Genomic DNA, 16,228 nt, shown 5'->3' with positions numbered 1-16,228 from the left:
CACCCGGCGGCCCGCCGGGGCCGGCCGGGCCGGGCACACCCGTGTCGTACCACCCGAACGGGACCGCGGTGGGCCGATAGTGAGGCGGTGAGCGACTGGTCGCAGGGATCCGGGGAACCCGGTGTCGGAGAGAACGCCGCATGGTCCGGCCGCGAGGGCGCGCAGGCCTTCGCGGCGCTGGAGGCGGCCACGGACTGGCTCCTCGGGTACCCGTTCGTCTTCCGGGAGCTGTCCCGGCGTCTCGGCGGCGGCGGGGTGCTGGTGGACTACGGGTGCGGGCCGGGCAAGGTGGCCGGCCACGCGGCCCGGCGGCTGGGGGCGCGGGTGCTGGGCGTGGACACCTCGCCCGAGATGCTGGCGCTGGCCCGCGGCGCGGGCACGGCCGTGGCCGAGTACCACCTCGTACGGGACGGCCGCGCGGCCGGCCTCGCCGACGGCTGCGCGGACGCGGTGATGTGCAACCACGTGCTCGCCTCGCTGCCCGGCGAGGACGCGGTCCTCGCGGTGTTCACGGAGATCCGCCGGCTGCTGCGGCCCGGAGCCCCGCTCGTGCTGCTGGCCACCGACCCGGACTGCACGGGCAGGGACTACGCCTCGCTGCGCATCGGCAGCCCGGGCGAGGTCCACGGCCCGGGCGAGCGGCTGACCGTACGGCTCCGGCGCACCGACGGCTCCTGGCAGGAGGTGCGCAACCACGCGTGGCCCGTCGCGGTGATCCCGGCCCTGCTGGAGCGCAGCGGCTTCCGGGACGTCGTCCAGCACCGCCCGACCGTGGAGGAAGCGCTCGCCCTCGCCGATCCGGAGCTGCCGTCCGGCCACGACTGGGCGGCGGAGCGCACCCGGCCGCCGCTGGTGATCACCACGGCGACGGCGGCCTGAGCGGAGGCGGTCACTGCGGGTCCGCTGTCGGCGAAAGCCCCTGGGCCAAAGCCCGTTGCCCGTGCTGAGGTGGCCGGATGGACATCCTGGTATTGGGCGGAACGGCATGGGTGGGCCGCGAGATCTCGCGGCAGGCGCTGGCACGGGGGCACCGGGTGACGTGCCTGGCCCGCGGCGAGAGCGGCGAAGTCGCCGAGGGCGCCGCGCTGGTGAAGGCGGACCGGCGCGCGGCGTCGGCGTACGAGGGCCTGACGGGCCGGGACTGGGACGCGGTGGTCGAGGTGTCCTGGCAGCCCGGCTTCGTCCGAGGCGCACTGGAGGCGCTCGGCGGACGGGCCGGCCACTGGACGTACGTCTCCTCGGTCAGCGCGTACGCCTCGCACGCGCGGCCGGGCGCGGACGAGACGGCCGGACTGCTGCCGGCGGCCACCGCGGACGAGGTCGGCCGCGAGGAGTACGGGCAGGCCAAGGTGGCCTGCGAGCGGGCCGCGACGGCCGCGCTGGGCGACCGGCTGCTGATCGCGCGGGCCGGACTGATCGGCGGGCCGGGCGACCACAGCGGCCGGAGCGGGTACTGGGTCGGCCGTGCGGCCCGGGAGCCGCTCGCGCCGATGCTGGTGCCCGACCCGCTGGACGTCCCGACGCAGACGGTCGACGTACGGGACCTCGCGGCGTGGCTGCTCGACTGCGCGGAGCAGAAGACGACCGGCACGTACGACGCGGTCGGCCCGGAGGTGTCCTTCGCGGAGTGGCTCGCCCTGTCCCGGGAGATCGGCGGACACACCGGCCCGGTGGTTTCGGCCGGCCGCGACTGGCTGCTCGGTCAGGGGGTGGCCGAGTTCGCGGGCCCGGAGTCGCTGGCGATGTGGATGGCCGACCCGGAATGGGCCGGGATCGGCGCCCGCTCCGGCGCCGCCGCGCAGGCCGTCGGCCTGCGGCACCGCCCGCGGAGGGACCTCCTGGCGGACACCCTCGACTGGGAGCGCGCGACGGGCCTGTCCCGGCCCCGGCGGGCGGGCCTCAGCCCGGCCCGCGAACGCGAACTCCTGGCGGCGCTGGCGTAGCGGGCCCTCGGCGGGGCCGGCATGGCCGCGACCGGGGCCGCATGCCGGGGCCGCATGCCGGGCCGTATGCCGGGGACGCATGCCGGGGCGCGACCCCGTCGCAGCCCGGTGGCCAGGCCGCGCCCCGTACGGTGCTCCTGCCCAGGGCGCGCGGGGCCATGCGGCCCAGGGGCTCCGGCGGGGCCGACCGATGGAAGATCGGCGTCCGGGGCGGCCGGTCCCCGCGTGGCACGGCGGCGCCGGGGCCGGGGCGGGATACGACGGGTCACGGCGATGTCCCACCGACGGCGATGTCCCACCCGTCGAAGGGAGCCCGCGGTGGCGAGTGGAACCGAGGCTCCCGCCTCCTCCGTCACCCTCCGCGTCAACGGCACCGCACACACCCTGCGGCTCGACCACCGCGTCACCCTGCTCGACGCCCTGCGCGAGCACCTCGGCCTGACCGGGGCGAAGAAGGGGTGCGACCACGGCCAGTGCGGCGCCTGCACCGTGCTCCTCGACGGCCGCCGGGTGAACGCCTGCCTGCTGCTCGCCGTCGCGCAGGACGGCGCGCACGTCACCACCGTGGAAGGGCTCGCCGACCCCGTCGGCACCCCGCACCCGCTCCAGCGGGCCTTCGTCGAGCGCGACGCCCTCCAGTGCGGATTCTGCACGCCCGGCCAGCTCTGCTCCGCCGTCGGGGCCATCGCGGAGGCCGCCGAAGGCCACCCGTCGCACGCCACCCCCGCCACGGCCCTCGCCGGCAGCGGCCCCGTCGCACTGACCGACGAGGAGATCCGCGAACGGCTCAGCGGCAACCTCTGCCGCTGCGGCGCCTACCCCCGCATCGTCGACGCCGTACGGGACGTGACCGCGTGAAACCCTTCGCCTACGTGCGCGCGACCACCCTCCAGGAGGCGACCGCAGCCCACGCCGGCCTGCCCGGCTCGCGCTACCTGGCCGGCGGCACCAACCTCGTGGACCTGATGAAACGGGGCGTCGAACGCCCGGGCACCCTCGTCGACCTCGCACGGCTGCCCCTGAACGGCATCGAGGAGCTCCCCGACGGCACCCTGCGCATCGGCGGCACCGCGAGCAACACGGACGTCGCGGTCCACCCCCTCGTCCGCGCGCGGCACCCCGCCCTCACCCGGGCCCTGCTCGCGGGCGCGTCGGCGCAGCTGCGCAACGTGGCCACCACCGGCGGCAACCTGCTCCAGCGCACCCGGTGCGGCTACTTCCAGGACGTCTCCGCCGCCTGCAACAAGCGCGATCCGGGCTCCGGCTGCGCCGCCCGCGACGCGGTCCACCGCGACCACGCCGTACTGGGACACTCCGAGCACTGCATCGCCACCCACCCCTCCGACATGGCCGTCGCCCTCGCCGCCCTCGACGCCGGCATCGAACTGCACGGCGAGCAGGGCACCCGGACCGTGGCCGCGACCGCCTTCCACCGGCTGCCCGGCGAGCGGCCCGAGCAGGACACCGTCCTGCGGCACGGCGAGATCGTCACCGCGGTCCTGCTCCCCGCCGCCGCCCCCGGCGCCGTCTCCCTCTACCGCAAGGCCCGCGAACGGGCCTCCTACGCCTTCGCGCTGGCCTCGGTGGCCGCCGTACTCGAACTCGGCCCCGACGGCCGCCGCGTGCGGCGGGTCGCCCTCGCCTTCGGCGGCCTCGCCCACCGGCCCTGGCGGGCCGTCACGGCCGAGGCACGGCTGACCGGCACCGAGCCGACCGCCGGGGCGGTGCGGGAGGCCGTCGAGGCGGAACTGGCCCAGGCCCGGCCCCTGCGCGACAACGCGTACAAGATCACGCTCGCCCGCAGCCTCGCGTGCGACGCACTCGCCACGCTCGCCCGGCGGGCGCGGGACGGACGGCCCGGCAGCCCGCAGGAGCGCACCCCGTAGGAGCAGCGATGCCCGCCGACCACCCCCGACGCCCCGGACGCCCCGACTCCGTCCTCGGTACCCCCGCCGTCCGCTCCGAGGGCCCCGAAAAGGCCGCCGGCGCGGCCCGCTACGCCACCGACCACCATCCGCCCGGCCGCCTCCACGCCTGGCCGGTGCCCGCCCGCGTACCCCGGGGCCGCGTCACCGCCGTGGACACCGGCCCCTGCCTGGAGGTGCCCGGCGTCCTGGGCGTCCTCACCCCCGGCGACGCGCCCCGGCTGGGCCCCTCGGACGACCCCACGCTCCGGGTGCTCCAGAGCGACGAGGTCCCGCACCGCGGCTGGTACGTGGCCCTGGTGGTCGCCGAGACCCTCGAAGCGGCCAGGGCCGGCGCCGACGCCGTGCGGATCGGCTACGCGACCGAGGAGCACGACGGCACCCTGCGCGCCGGCCATCCCGGCGCCTACACGCCCGAGGAGGTCAACGGCGGCCATCCGGGCCTGCGGGAGCGGGGCGACCCGGACGCGGCCCTCGCCGCCGCACCCGTACGCGTCGACCGCGCCTACTCCGTGCCGCCCCTGCACAACCACCCGATGGAGCCGCACGCCGCCACCGCCGTGTGGGACGCGGACGGCGGGCACCTGACGGTGTGGGACTCCAGCCAGGGCGCGGGCGCCGTCCGCACGGCGCTGGCCTCGCTGTTCGCCCTGCCCGAGGAACGCGTCACGGTCATCAGCGAACACGTGGGCGGAGGGTTCGGCTGCAAGGGCACCCCGCGCCCGCACGTGGTGCTGGCCGCGATGGCCGCCCGCCGCTTCGGCCGTCCAGTGCAGCTCGCCCTGCCCCGGCGCCACCTGCCCTCCGTCGTCGGACACCGCGCGCCGACACTGCACCGGATCGGCCTCGGCGCCCGCCCCGACGGCACGCTGACCGCCCTCGTCCACGAGGTCACCACGCACACCTCCCGCGTCACGGAGTTCGTCGAACAGGCGGCCGTCCCGGCCCGCGTGATGTACGCCGTGCCGGACAGCCGCACGCTCCACAAGGCCGTCGCCCTGGACGTGCCCACGCCCTCCTGGATGCGCGCCCCGGGCGAGGCGCCGGGCATGTACGCCCTGGAGTCGGCCATGGACGAACTGGCCGACGCGCTGGGGATGGACCCGGTCGAGCTGCGGATCCGCAACGAGCCCGGCCTGGAACCCGACAGCGGCCGCCCCTTCAGCAGCCGCCACCTCGTGGAGTGCCTCCGGGAGGGCGCGGCCCGCTTCGGCTGGACCGCGGCCCGCGCCCCGCGCGCGGACGGACCGTTCCTGCACGGCGTGGGGATGGCCGCGGCCACCTATCCCGTGTACATCGCTCCCTCGGCCGCCCGCGCGCACGCCCGGCCCGACGGCAGCCGGCTCGTCGAGATCAACGCCACCGACATCGGCACGGGCGCCCGTACCGTCCTCGCCCAGGTGGCGGCCGAGGCCCTGGCTGTCCCGCTGGACTCCGTGACGGTGGCCATCGGCCGTACCGACCTGCCCCAGGCCTCCCTCGCCGGCGGATCCTGCGGCACCGCCTCCTGGGGCTGGGCCGTGCACGAGGCCTGCACCGCGCTGGCCGCCCGCCTCGCGGCCCACCGGGGCGCCCTGCCCGCCGAGGGGCTCTCCGCCTCGGCCGACACCACCGAGGCGGTCCGGCAGGGGTCCCCGTACGCCCGCCACGCCTTCGGCGCCCACTTCGCCGAGGTGCGGGTCGACACGGTCACCGGAGAGGTACGGGTACGCCGCCTGCTCGGCGTCTTCGCGGCCGGGCGCATCCTGAACCCGGTGACGGCCCGCTCCCAGTTCACCGGAGCGATGGTGATGGGCCTCGGCATGGCCCTGACCGAACGCGGCACGGTCGACCCCGTCCACGGCGGCTTCGCCGAGGACGACCTGGCGGCCTACCACGTGCCGGTCCACGCCGACGTGCCCGCGATCGAGGTCGGCTGGATCGACGAGCACGACGAGCACCTGAACCCGATGGGCAGCAAGGGCATCGGCGAGATCGGCATCGTCGGCACGGCCGCCGCGATCGGCAACGCCGTCTGCCGCGCCACCGGGCGCCGGCTGCGCGACCTCCCCCTCACCCCGGACCGGGTCCTGTCGGCCCTGGAAGCGGCCGGTTCCGCCGCGGAGACCGGCTGACCAGTGTGCTTTCCGCCCGCCGGGCGGGCCGGACGCGGGAGGCCGGAGGGCTGGAGGGCGCATTTGGGGGGACCATGAAATGAGCCGCGCCGGAAGGGAGCGCCTTGGATGGATGCGACGGAACCGTTCGGGGGAGGCCGGGCGGACACCGCGGGGCGCGTCGCGCCCGGGGTGTCCCCGCCGAGCGGGCTGCTCGACGTCCTGAGCGTCGCCGCGGTCGTCCTGGACGCGCAGGGGCGGGTCGCGCTGTGGAGCCCGCAGGCCGAGCAGCTGTTCGGATGGACGGCGAAGGAGGCCCTCGGCCGGCCCGCCGCACGGCTGCTGGCGTCCCAGGAGCACGTGGACCTGGTCCTGGAGCTCTTCGCCCGGGTGATGGGCGGCGCCGGGGACTGGGCCGGGGCGTTCCCCGTACGGCACAAGGACGGCAGCACGCGCCTGGTCGAGTTCCGCAACATGCGGCTGCTCGACGAGCACGGAGACCTCTACGCCCTCGGGATCGCCACGGACCGTACGCGCCTGCGCCGGCTCGAGCGGGACCTGGCCCTCTCCGCCCGTCTCGTCGCCCAGTCCCCGATCGGGCTGGCCGTCCTCGACACGGACCTGCGCTACGTCCTGGTCAACCCCTCGCTGGAGCGCATCAACGGGCTGCCCGCCGCCGAGCACATCGGACGCAGCGTCCGCGACGCGCTGTCCTTCCTCGACGACGCGGGGGCCGTGGAGGCGGCGATGCGCCAGGTGCTGGCCACGGGGACGCCGCTGGTCGAGCAGTTCACGGCCGGGCACACGCAGGGCGACCAGCACCACGAGCACGCCTGGTCGGTCTCGTACTACCGGCTGGAGGACGCCACCGGGCGGGTGCTGGGCCTCGCGACCTCCGTGGTCGACATCACGCAGAGTCACCAGGCGGCCAAGGAGATCGCCCACAGCCGCCGCCGCCTCGCCCTGATCGCGGACGCCACCGTCCGCATCGGCACCACCCTCGACCTGGACCAGACCGCCCGCGAGCTCGCCGACGTGGTCGTGCCCGAGCTCGCCGACATCGCCGCCGTCGACATCCTCGACTCCGTGCTCGAAGGCCGCCCCAGCCTGAAGTCGTCCGACCACGAACCGGCGGTGTTCCGGGCCCTGGCCTTGGCCTCGGCCTACCCGAGCGAGGCCGTGCGCGCCGCGGACCCGCCGGGCGACATCGCCCGCTACGAGGCGGACCGGCTGGTCACCCGGTCCGTGACCACCGGGCATCCGGTCCTGGTCGCGCACGTCCAGGCCCGGGACATCTCCCGCATCGCCCGCGACGACGACGCGGCCGCCCTGCTGGCCCGCGCCGGGCTGCGTTCGTACCTGGCCGTGCCGCTCATCGCCCGCGGCGAGGTGCTCGGCGCCCTCGACCTCAAGCGCACCCGCAATCCGCGGCCGTTCAACGACGACGACATCATCCTGGCCGGCGAACTGGCCGCCCGCGCCGCCGTGTGCATCGACAACGCCCGCTGGTACCGCAACGCGCACCACACCGCCCTCGCCCTCCAGCACCACCTCCTGCCGCACCACCCGCCGCCCACCCCCGGTCTCGAAGTCGCCTACCGGTACCGGCCCGCCGCGGCCACCAGCGAGATCGGCGGGGACTGGTTCGACGCCATCGCCCAGCCCGACGACACCACCGTCCTCGTCGTCGGGGACGTCATGGGCAGCGGCATCAACGCCGCCGCCGGGATGGGACAGCTGCGCACCGCCACCCGCACCCTCGCCGAACTGTCCCTCGACCCGACGCGCGTCCTCGAACAGCTGGACCGCACCACCAACGCCCTCGAGGAGACCATCGCCACCTGCGTCTACGCCGTCTACGACCCGCACCGCGCGCAGTGCCGCATCGCCGTCGCCGGACACCTCCCCCCGGTCCTGATCCGGTCCGGCCTGGCCCCCAGACTGCTGGACCTGCCCACCGGCACACCGCTGGGCGTGGGGGGCGTCCCCTTCGAGGTCACCTCCGTGCCCATGGAGCCCGGGGACCAGCTGGTCCTCTACACGGACGGGCTGGTCGAGACCCGGGACCGGCCCATCGACGAGCGCCTCGACCTCCTGCTGGAGCTGCTCGCCGACACCAGCCGCCCGCTGGAGGAGACCTGCGACCGGCTCCTGGACACCCTGCGCCGGCCGGACGACCACGACGACGTCGCCCTGGTCATCGCCCGCGCGAAGGCCCTGTGAGACCGGCGGACGGCCAGTGCCGGTGGTGCCGGTCGATGACGTAGTGGTGGCCGTGCCGCCAGCCGTCCGCGGCGGGCAGCGCACCGGCGAGGTGGGGGTGGTCCGGGGGCAGGTCGGGATGGACGTGTTCGAGCCGGGACGGATCGCGGGCCGGCCAGACGGCTGCGGCCGCCGCGGCGGCGGCCAGGGACAGGGCGCCGAGGACCAGCGCGGTCACCGGCAGCCCGGCCCCGGCGGCGAGCAGGCCCGCCAGGGGGTAGGTGAGCAGCCAGCAGCCGTGGGACAGGGCGAACCGCGCGGCGAACGCTCGCGGCAGGTCCGGGGCCGCGGCGGAGCGGCGGACCACCCGGCCGCCGGGGGTCAGTACGGCGCAGGAGGCGGCGCCGATCACGGCCCACCCCGCGAGGACCCCGGACCAGGACCAGCCGTCCGGCGCCCGCGCCGTGAGGACGGCGACGGCGGCCGGCACCACGGGAAGGGCGAAAGCGGCCGGGAGCATCACGGCCCGGTCGGTACGCCGGCGCAGCAGGCGCGGCAGGAGCAGCGCGGTCAGCACCGACCCCGCCCCGTACGCGCCGAGGGCCAGGGAGACGGCGCCCGCGGAACGGCCGAAGTGGCCCTGGACCAGGACGACGGTGTCGACGAAGACCATGGCTCCGGCGGCGGCCACCGCGAGGTCCAGGGCGAGCAGGGCCCGCAGCCGGGGCGTCGCCCAGAACAGCCGGGCGCCGAACGCGGCCCCGGCGAAGGCAGCCCCGGCGAAGGCGCCGCCGGTGCGCTCGACGGGTGCGGGCCGGGGCAGGGCGGTGGCGGCGACGAGGGCCGCCGAGGCGAGGAAGCCGAGGGAGGTGCCGGTGAAGAGCCATCCGTAGGAGACCAGCGTCAGCAGGGCGGCGGCCAGCGCGGGGCTGACCAGGCTCTCCAGGTCGTAGGCGAGCCGGGACAGCGCCAGGGCCCGGGTGTAGTCGCGTTCGGCGGGCAGCAGCTCGGGGACGGTCGCCTGGAAGACGGGGGTGAAGGTGGCCGAGGCCGCCTGGAGCACGAAGACCAGGAGGTGGATCTGCCAGATCTCGCTGACGAACGGCAGGGCCAGGGCGACCGCGGCGCGGACGAGGTCCGTCGCAGCCAAGATGGTGCGCCGTGGGATCCGGTCGGCGAGCGCGCCGGCCAGCGGGGCGATGCCGACGCAGGCGATCATCTTGATCGCCAGGGCGGTGCCCAGGACCGCCGAGGCCTCGTCCCCGGCCAGGTCGTAGGCCAGCAGGCCCAGCGCGACGGTGGCGAGTCCCGTGCCGGTCAGGGCGACGGCCTGAGCCGTGAACAGGCGCCGGTAGGCGCGGTTGCGCAGGACGGACAGCACCACACCAAGATAGCCATCATGTGCGCACCTGTGCACGTGTCGGGGCGCGGGTGGGCCGTCGGGTGCCAGTGGTGCTGTCAGTGGTGCTGTCAGTGGTGCTGTCGGTCGTGCTGTCAGTCGTGCGGCGGGAGCGACCGCAGCTGGTGGTCGGCCACGCTCAGGGCCTCGTCCACCAGCCGGCGCAGGTGCCCGTGCCGCAGGGCGTAGACCACGCGCCGCCCGTCCTTGCGGCTGGTGACCAGCCCGGCGAGGCGGAGCTTGGCGAGGTGCTGGCTCACGGAGGGCCGCGCGGCCCCGCAGGCCTCGGTGAGCGTGCCGACATCGGCCTCGCCCCGCCCCAGCTCGTCCAGCAGCGCCAGCCGGGTGGCATCCGCGAGCAGCGCCAGGACGGACACCGCGGCCGCCAGCCGCTCCTCCCGCGGCTGCGCATCGTGTGCACCTGCCGGGTGCGGGCTCGCGCTCATGCGCACATGGTAGGCGGGCCGGTCTCGTCGAGGGCCGCGAGCAGGTCCCGCGCTCCGGCCTGCGCCCGGGCCACGTCCACGCCTTCGCAGACCACCTCCAGACCGAGGGCGGCGGGACCGCCCCGTCGGCGGCAGTTCGAGCACCGCCGGCGCGAACTCCCGCGCGTGCGCGGCATCCTCGAAACCCAGCAGGTCGCTGAAGTCGGGCAGCGCCGCCAGCAGCAGCCAGCGCCGCGGCCGGCCCGCCGCGTCCGGTTCGTACGCCACGGACAGCGCGCTGGAGCCCTTGCCCGTGTGGTGCTCCCAGGCGTAGGTGAAGACCTGCTCGAAGTGCATGGCGTCCATGGTGTCCTGTGCCTCGGTTCCGGCCGTATGGAGGATCTGCGGGCAGATGTGTGGGCGGTGCCGGCGCAGCGGATACGGATGGTGGGTACCGCATCCGCTGTGTGAGGAGACCCGATGGCCTGCATCAACCGCCGTGACCTCGCCCTGCTGGCGCTGCGTGCCGGAACGGGCGCGGTGCTGATGGCGCACGGCACGCAGAAGCTCTTCGGCTGGTTCGGCGGGGCGGGCCTGGAGGGGACGGCGGCCGCGATGGAGCACATGGGTTTCCGGCCCGGGCGGCAGAGCGCGATCGCGGCCGGTCTGGGCGAGGCCGGGGGCGGGGCCCTGCTCGTCCTGGGCCTGGCCACACCGGCCGCCGGCGCCGCCGCGGCGGGGGCCATGGCCGGGGCCGTGTCGGTCCACGCACCCGCCGGGTTCTTCAACCAGGGCGGTGGCTTCGAGTATCCGGCCTTCCTCGGGTTCACCGCGGCGGCCGTCGGCCTCGCCGGACCGGGCCGGTACTCCGCCGACCACGCCACCCGGCACCACTTCGACCAGCCGTGGACGGTCGCGCTGGCCTTCGCGGGCAGTGCGCTCGCGGCCGCCGTGGTGGTCACCAAGCGCGCCAGGGCGCAGGAGGAGGAGCGGGCGCGGGGCGAGTGACGGCCGCCCGGGCCGCCGCCGGAGTCGCGGCGGGGGCCCGGGACGGGTCACGCCGCGGTGACCCTGGCCGCGAAGGCGTCCAGGTTGCCCGTCATGCGCGCGAGGCGCTCGTCCAGGGTGAGGGACTCCTCGTACCGCCCGTCCCGCAGCTTCGGCCGGCGCTTGCCCCGCACGTACAGGGGGCAGGCGAGGTCCGCGCACACGTAGACGCCGACCGTGTTGCCCTCCCGGCCGCGGGCGCCGGCCAGCGGGGCGGCGAGCAGGGTGACCCCGGACGACGCGTGGCCGGTCAGGCAGATCTGGCACAGGCTGGACTTCACCGCGCTGGTGCGGCCCACCGAGGGCACGCGCAGCGAGATCCCCACCGGACCCTGCGCTCCGGGCAGCACGAGATGGGCCCGCAGCGGCGCCCCCGGATCCACCCATCCCAGGAAGTCCAGGTCCTCCCAGGGCAGTTCGGCGAAGTCCAGCGGCAGCCGCAGCCGTGCTGCCTCGCCCTTGGTGCAGTTCACGAACGACGAGCGGATGCTTTTCTCAGTGAGTGGTTCCACGTGGATCGACCCTACGCACGCGCTGACCTGCGCGCATCCCAATATCAGGGTCCTCGGTGAGGAAGCTGCGCAGGTCGATGACGGTGTAGCCGGAGGCCTGCGCCGCGTCGATGATCCGGGGCAGGGCCTGGGCGTCGAGGACGACGCCGTCCCCGGTGCTGCCCACGTGCATCTGGATGATCGCGCCGGGCCTGAGGGCGTCGACGGCGCGCGCGACCGCCTTGTCCACGGTCATGCCGCCGGCCGGGCCGAGGTAGCCATTGGTGTCGGCGGTGAACTCGATCGCCGCGTAGCCGAGGTCGTTGACGTCGGCGACCGCGTCCCTGGTCGTCGCGCTGTACGGGAACCGGAAGAACGGCAGCGGCTCGGTCCCGGACGCCCTGCGGATCGCGGCGTCGGCGCTCCAGACCTCCTCCGCCCGCTCCTCGGTGCTCAGGTCCCTGAAGTAGGGATGGCTGTACGAGTGGTTGCCCAGGCCGTGCGCCGCGCCCATGGCCCGTACGGCGGCGGGATGGGAGTCGGCGAAGTCGCCCGTCGGGAAGAAGGTGGCGGGCAGTGCGCGGCGGCGCAGTTCGCCCAGCACCGTGTCCAGCCCGCTCCCGTCCCACGCGGCGTTGAAGGTGAGCGCGACGACCTTGAGCGTCGTGGGCAGCCGGCGGATCTCGGCGCCGAGCAGCGCGGCGGGCGGGCGCGGGCCGGTGGGCCGGGCGGGGGAGCCGGGGGCATCGGGGGCATCGGGCGCGGACTTCGGCGGTCCCGCGGACTTCGGCGGTCCGGGCGGGGCGGCCGCGGCGCCCGTGCACGGGGCCAGCCCCGCGGCCAGCAGTGCGGTCATCGCGGCTCGTCGTCCCGCATCCACCACGGTCTCTCCCTCCGGCACCGCGCCGCGGCGGCCGCGGCGTACCACGACTATGCGAGAGCGGGGCCGCGGCGCCCGGCCCGGACCTGCCGGGCACCCGGGTGATTCGAGTGGTCCGGCCGGCGCCGGGAGGAGCGGGCGTCAGGAGGGGCGTCAGGAGGGGCGGCGGCGCAGGTGGGCCGTGAGGTGGTGCTGGAGCGGCTGCCCCACCGCCGCCATGTCGTGGGTGACCGTGATCTCGTCGCCCCGGAGCGCGTAGTGCCGCCGGGTGCCGGTGACCTCCTTGGCCAGGGGCGTCAGCGCCACGTCCTTCGTCTCGATCTCGATCTCGGTGTCGGACACCCGCCCGACGTACGTCTCGACGATGCCGGTCGGATGGGCGAGGACGACCTCCAGGGACGCGTCGGGCGTCACCCGCCACCATCCGGCCTCGCGGCCCGCCGGGCGCACCGGGGTCCCCGAGGCGTCGATCAGCCACGCGCGGGCCTCGTAGCGCAGGAACGGGCGCCCGTCGTGGCTGAAGGTGATCTCCTGCTCGTACCGGAAGTCCTGCTCCAGGGTCGGGTACTCGCCCCGGCCCCGGCCGTGCCAGCGGCCGAGCAGGGGCAGCACGGGCCGCAGCAGCGGGTGCGGTTCGGGCCCCTCGCCGAGGACGTGGCTGTCCGGGTACGGATTCTCCTGCGGCGACTCGAACATCTGTGCACCTTGCCTGTTGTGACGGTTCTTCCGGGACACGCAGCCTAGTGCGGCGACCCGGTGCCGGTGCCGGTGCCGCTGCCCGTGCCGTCGCCGGACCGCTGCGGCGAGGCCCCGCCCCGCCCCCGTGGCCGGGGGGCGGGGCGGGGCGGTCGGCGGCTACCGGGCCCGCAGGGTCTGGGCGACCAGGGGCGGAACCGGCGCGAGGCCCGCCTGACGGGTGGTGAAGGTGCCCCGGCCCTGCGTACGGCCGCGCAGCCGGGACGCGTAGCCGAAGAGCTCGGCCAGCGGCACGGTCGCCGTGACCACCGCGCTGCCGGACCGGGAGGTGGACCCGCTGACCCGCCCGCGGCGGGCCGCGAGATCACCCAGCACCGCGCCCACGCCGTCCTCCGGGACCGTCACCGTGACCTCCGCGACCGGCTCCAGCAGCTCCACCGTGCTCACGCGCAGCGCCTCGCGCAGCGCGAACCGGCCCGCCGCGCGGAACGCCGGCTCCGAGGAGTCCTTGGAGTGCGTCGCCCCGTCGGTGAGCGTCACCCGCAGCCCGGTCACCGGGAACCCGCCGAGGGGGCCCTCGGCGAGGGCGTCACGGCAGCCGGCCTCCACGGCCCGCGCGTACTCCTGCGGCACCCGGCCGCCGACGACCGCCGAGCGGAACTCGAAGCCCGTCATCCCTTCCTCCAGCGGTTCGACATCGATGACGACGTGCGCGAACTGCCCCGCACCGCCGTCCTGTTTGACGTGCCGGTACACCAGGCCGGTCACCCCGCGCACGACGGTCTCCCGGTAGGAGACCTGCGGACGCCCGACGACGACCTCCACCCCGTGGCCGCTGCGGAGCTTCTCCACGGCCACCTCCAGGTGGAGTTCGCCCAGACCCGACAGCACGGTCTGGCCGGTCTCCGCGTCGGACCGCACCACCAGCGACGGGTCCTCCTCGGCTAGCCGGGCCAGGGCCGACGCGAGCCGTCCCGTATCGGTGCCGCGGCGGGCCTCGACGGCCACCGACACCACCGGGTCGGCCACCGAGGGCGGTTCGAGGACCAGCGGAGCCCCCGGAGCGCACAGGGTCGTACCGGCCCGGGCGGCCTTCACCCCGACCACGGCGACGATGTCACCGGCCACCGCCTCCTCCCGTTCCTCGTGCCGGTCGGCCTGCACCCGCAGGATCCGGCCCACCCGCTCGGTGCGGCCCGTACCCGCGTCCAGTACGGACTCGCCCCTGCGCAGCGTGCCCGCGTAGACCCGCAGGTGGGTCAGGCGCCCGGTCGGTGTCGCCGTCACCTTGAAGGCGAGGGCCGCGAACGGCTCCGCCGGGTCGGGCGCGCGCTCCACCTCCGCGCCGTCCGCCGTCCCGCGCACCGGCGGCATGTCGGCGGGCGACGGCAGGTAGGCGAGGACCGCGTCCAGCAGCGGCTCGACCCCCCGGTTCTTGTACGCCGAGCCGCACAGCACGACGACTCCGTCGCCGCGCAGCGTCAGCTCGCGCAGGCCGCGGACCAGGGTCCGTTCGGTCAGCGCCGACGTCGCGCAGAACTCCTCCAGCGCCTGCGCGTCGAGCTCGGCCACCGTCTCCTCGAGCAGCCTGCGCCGTCGGCCGGCCTCCTCGCGCAGCGGTTCGGGGACGGGCCCCGTCTCGTACGTGTCGGCGCCGGCGTGCCAGATCAGGGCGCGCATCGCCAGCAGGTCGACGACGCCGGTGAAGGCGTCCTCGCTGCCGATGGGCAGCTGGACCACCAGCGGTACGGCGCCCAGGCGTTCGCGGATCGAGGTGACCGCCGTGTCGAGATCGGCGCCCGCCCGGTCCAGCTTGTTGACGAACGCGATCCGCGGCACGCCGTGCCGGTCGGCCTGCCGCCACACCGACTCGCTCTGCGGTTCGACGCCGGCCACGGCGTCGAAGACCGCGACGGCCCCGTCCAGCACCCGCAGGGAGCGCTCGACCTCGTCGGAGAAGTCGACGTGGCCGGGGGTGTCGATGAGGTTCACGCGGTGTCCGTCCCAGGTGCAGCTGACGGCCGCGGCGAAGATGGTGATGCCGCGGTCGCGCTCCTGGGCGTCGTAGTCGGTGACGGTCGTGCCCTCGTGGACCTCGCCCCGCTTGTGGATGGCACCGGTCGCGAAGAGGATGCGCTCGGTGATCGTGGTCTTGCCGGCGTCGACATGGGCGAGGATGCCCAGGTTCCGGACGGTGGTGGCGGGGGAGGCGGTGGCGGCGGATCGCCGGTTGGTGCGCATGGCCCGAGGCCTTTCGAATGATGTCGAACGATGAGGAGAAGGGCGCGCGATTCCCGGACGGCGGAGCCCGGCGGCCCGCCCCGCGTGCGACGGCACCCGTACGGGCGCGGCAAGGGCAGGGCAGGGCAGGGGCGGGGAACTGAGGATGCGTCACGGGGAACGGTGGCGGCCGCGCGGCCGGCACCGTCAGGCGTGAGACACCGGGATCACGTCGTACCGGGACGGGGTGGCGAAGGCGCTCGCGGTGCGGTGAACGCACATGGCCCGGCTCCCCTTCTCTTCACTCGGCATGAGGCGCGCGCCGCTCTGTCGGCAGCGCGTGTGGCGAGTGTAGGGAACCGGATCGTGCCGGGGCACCGCATTTTCCGCCGGGGGGATGACCGAGGGCCCGGGGAGTGATGGTGCTCCCCGGACCCTGGGCCGCGGACACCGCGGGGACGCGAGTGTTTTCTGCGACGTACGGAGAAACGATCCGCCATGCAAAGGGTTACGCACCCGCTCCGCGGCGTTGCGCCGTACGATGCAATCAGGGAGGGAACGCGTCGTTCCGGGAGTGCGCGATGACCATCCGGCACCGATTCCATCTGGATCAGAACGGTCACTCGATCAGCGTGCTGTACGAGGGCCCGCGCCGGCCGGTCGAGGTGCTCGTCGACGGCAGGACCGTCGCCATGGGCCGCGCCCCCGGGGCCGCCCGCACCGTACTGACGGCCGAACTGCCCGGTGATCCGCCGCAGCCCTTCGCCATCGACCTCGCCTGCCCGCGCGACCCCGACGACAGTCCGGTGTGCGCCCTGATGGAGTCGGGCATGCGCTACCCCATGCCCGACGTACCGCTCCGCCCGGGCCGCTGAAGCCCCTTCCGCATGGCGTGGCGTGACGGCCC

At 75.6% G+C, this 16,228-nt stretch carries 14 protein-coding genes; 8 read left to right on the top strand and 6 right to left on the bottom strand.

The window, feature by feature from the left end; genetic code table 11:
- The first annotated feature begins 87 nt into the window (after window positions 1-87).
- The 6 genes from ACFWP3_RS02045 (at window position 88) to ACFWP3_RS02020 (ending at window position 8,184) form a co-directional block, all read left to right on the top strand.
- Entirely contained in the window at window positions 88-879 is a 792-nt protein-coding gene (locus ACFWP3_RS02045) for a class I SAM-dependent methyltransferase (RefSeq protein ID WP_384215479.1), read from the top strand.
- 77 nt (window positions 880-956) lie between these two features.
- Window positions 957-1,943: an NAD-dependent epimerase/dehydratase family protein gene (locus ACFWP3_RS02040; RefSeq protein ID WP_384215478.1), complete on the top strand. Its 987-nt coding sequence runs from the start codon at window positions 957-959 to the stop codon at window positions 1,941-1,943.
- Window positions 1,944-2,261: 318 nt separating this feature from the next.
- Window positions 2,262-2,801 carry a (2Fe-2S)-binding protein gene (locus ACFWP3_RS02035; protein ID WP_384215477.1) on the top strand — a complete coding sequence of 180 codons (540 nt, stop codon included), beginning with the start codon at window positions 2,262-2,264 and terminating at the stop codon, window positions 2,799-2,801.
- The gene (locus ACFWP3_RS02030; protein ID WP_384215476.1) at window positions 2,798-3,829 is read left to right on the top strand and encodes an FAD binding domain-containing protein; all 1,032 of its coding nucleotides are present in this window, start codon (window positions 2,798-2,800) and stop codon (window positions 3,827-3,829) included. The genes ACFWP3_RS02035 and ACFWP3_RS02030 overlap by 4 nt, the downstream gene beginning before the upstream one ends.
- A gap of 8 nt (window positions 3,830-3,837) precedes the next feature.
- Window positions 3,838-5,982, top strand: coding sequence for a xanthine dehydrogenase family protein molybdopterin-binding subunit (locus tag ACFWP3_RS02025; RefSeq protein WP_384215475.1), 2,145 nt, complete (start codon window positions 3,838-3,840; stop codon window positions 5,980-5,982).
- A 108-nt stretch (window positions 5,983-6,090) separates the two neighbouring features.
- Complete coding sequence (locus ACFWP3_RS02020) at window positions 6,091-8,184, top strand: SpoIIE family protein phosphatase (protein ID WP_384215474.1); 2,094 nt, start codon at window positions 6,091-6,093, stop codon at window positions 8,182-8,184.
- On the opposite strand, the gene ACFWP3_RS02015 is transcribed toward ACFWP3_RS02020, so the two are convergent.
- Entirely contained in the window at window positions 8,159-9,544 is a 1,386-nt protein-coding gene (locus ACFWP3_RS02015) for an MFS transporter (protein ID WP_384215473.1), read from the bottom strand. The two genes, ACFWP3_RS02020 and ACFWP3_RS02015, sit on opposite strands and share 26 nt — an antisense overlap.
- A gap of 113 nt (window positions 9,545-9,657) precedes the next feature.
- Complete coding sequence (locus tag ACFWP3_RS02010; protein ID WP_384215508.1) at window positions 9,658-10,008, bottom strand: ArsR/SmtB family transcription factor; 351 nt, start codon at window positions 10,006-10,008, stop codon at window positions 9,658-9,660.
- A 459-nt stretch (window positions 10,009-10,467) separates the two neighbouring features.
- On the opposite strand from ACFWP3_RS02010, the gene ACFWP3_RS02005 reads away from it, so the two are divergent.
- Entirely contained in the window at window positions 10,468-10,995 is a 528-nt protein-coding gene (locus ACFWP3_RS02005) for a DoxX family protein (RefSeq protein ID WP_384215472.1), read from the top strand.
- Between the two features lie 47 nt (window positions 10,996-11,042).
- Here ACFWP3_RS02005 and ACFWP3_RS02000 read toward each other — a convergent pair whose 3' ends face one another.
- The 4 genes from ACFWP3_RS02000 to fusA form a co-directional block, all read right to left on the bottom strand.
- Complete coding sequence (locus ACFWP3_RS02000; protein ID WP_384215471.1) at window positions 11,043-11,546, bottom strand: FBP domain-containing protein; 504 nt, start codon at window positions 11,544-11,546, stop codon at window positions 11,043-11,045.
- Window positions 11,530-12,381 (bottom strand): polysaccharide deacetylase family protein, encoded by an 852-nt coding sequence (locus ACFWP3_RS01995; RefSeq protein ID WP_384215470.1) that lies wholly within the window; start codon window positions 12,379-12,381, stop codon window positions 11,530-11,532. Before ACFWP3_RS01995 ends, ACFWP3_RS02000 begins: the two co-directional genes overlap by 17 nt.
- A 177-nt stretch (window positions 12,382-12,558) precedes the next feature.
- A complete protein-coding gene (locus ACFWP3_RS01990; RefSeq protein WP_384215469.1) occupies window positions 12,559-13,101 on the bottom strand; it encodes an FABP family protein in 543 nt (180 codons plus the stop codon).
- 159 nt (window positions 13,102-13,260) lie between these two features.
- The gene (gene fusA / locus ACFWP3_RS01985) at window positions 13,261-15,342 is read right to left on the bottom strand and encodes an elongation factor G (RefSeq protein ID WP_384215468.1); all 2,082 of its coding nucleotides are present in this window, start codon (window positions 15,340-15,342) and stop codon (window positions 13,261-13,263) included.
- Between the two features lie 560 nt (window positions 15,343-15,902).
- Here fusA and ACFWP3_RS01980 point away from each other — a divergent pair.
- The gene (locus tag ACFWP3_RS01980; RefSeq protein ID WP_384215467.1) at window positions 15,903-16,196 is read left to right on the top strand and encodes a hypothetical protein; all 294 of its coding nucleotides are present in this window, start codon (window positions 15,903-15,905) and stop codon (window positions 16,194-16,196) included.
- Window positions 16,197-16,228: the final 32 nt, after the last annotated feature.

This window comes from Streptomyces sp. NPDC058525 (assembly GCF_042719495.1).
Classification (GTDB): domain Bacteria; phylum Actinomycetota; class Actinomycetes; order Streptomycetales; family Streptomycetaceae; genus Streptomyces.
The sequence above is the reverse complement of the archived record's forward strand: the minus strand, read 5'-3'. Positions and strand labels throughout refer to the sequence as shown.

Excerpts from the sequence above, each read along its gene's own strand:
- ACFWP3_RS02040 (WP_384215478.1), top strand. The coding sequence starts at position 957 with ATGGACATCCTGGTATTGGGCGGAACGGCATGGGTGGGCCGCGAGATC.
- ACFWP3_RS01990 (WP_384215469.1), bottom strand. The coding sequence starts at position 13,101 with ATGTTCGAGTCGCCGCAGGAGAATCCGTACCCGGACAGCCACGTCCTC.
- ACFWP3_RS02005 (WP_384215472.1), top strand. The coding sequence starts at position 10,468 with ATGGCCTGCATCAACCGCCGTGACCTCGCCCTGCTGGCGCTGCGTGCC.
- ACFWP3_RS01980 (WP_384215467.1), top strand. The coding sequence starts at position 15,903 with ATGACCATCCGGCACCGATTCCATCTGGATCAGAACGGTCACTCGATC.
- ACFWP3_RS02010 (WP_384215508.1), bottom strand. The coding sequence starts at position 10,008 with ATGAGCGCGAGCCCGCACCCGGCAGGTGCACACGATGCGCAGCCGCGG.
- fusA (WP_384215468.1), bottom strand. The coding sequence starts at position 15,342 with ATGCGCACCAACCGGCGATCCGCCGCCACCGCCTCCCCCGCCACCACC.
- ACFWP3_RS02025 (WP_384215475.1), top strand. The coding sequence starts at position 3,838 with ATGCCCGCCGACCACCCCCGACGCCCCGGACGCCCCGACTCCGTCCTC.
- ACFWP3_RS02020 (WP_384215474.1), top strand. The coding sequence starts at position 6,091 with ATGGATGCGACGGAACCGTTCGGGGGAGGCCGGGCGGACACCGCGGGG.
- ACFWP3_RS01995 (WP_384215470.1), bottom strand. The coding sequence starts at position 12,381 with ATGACCGCACTGCTGGCCGCGGGGCTGGCCCCGTGCACGGGCGCCGCG.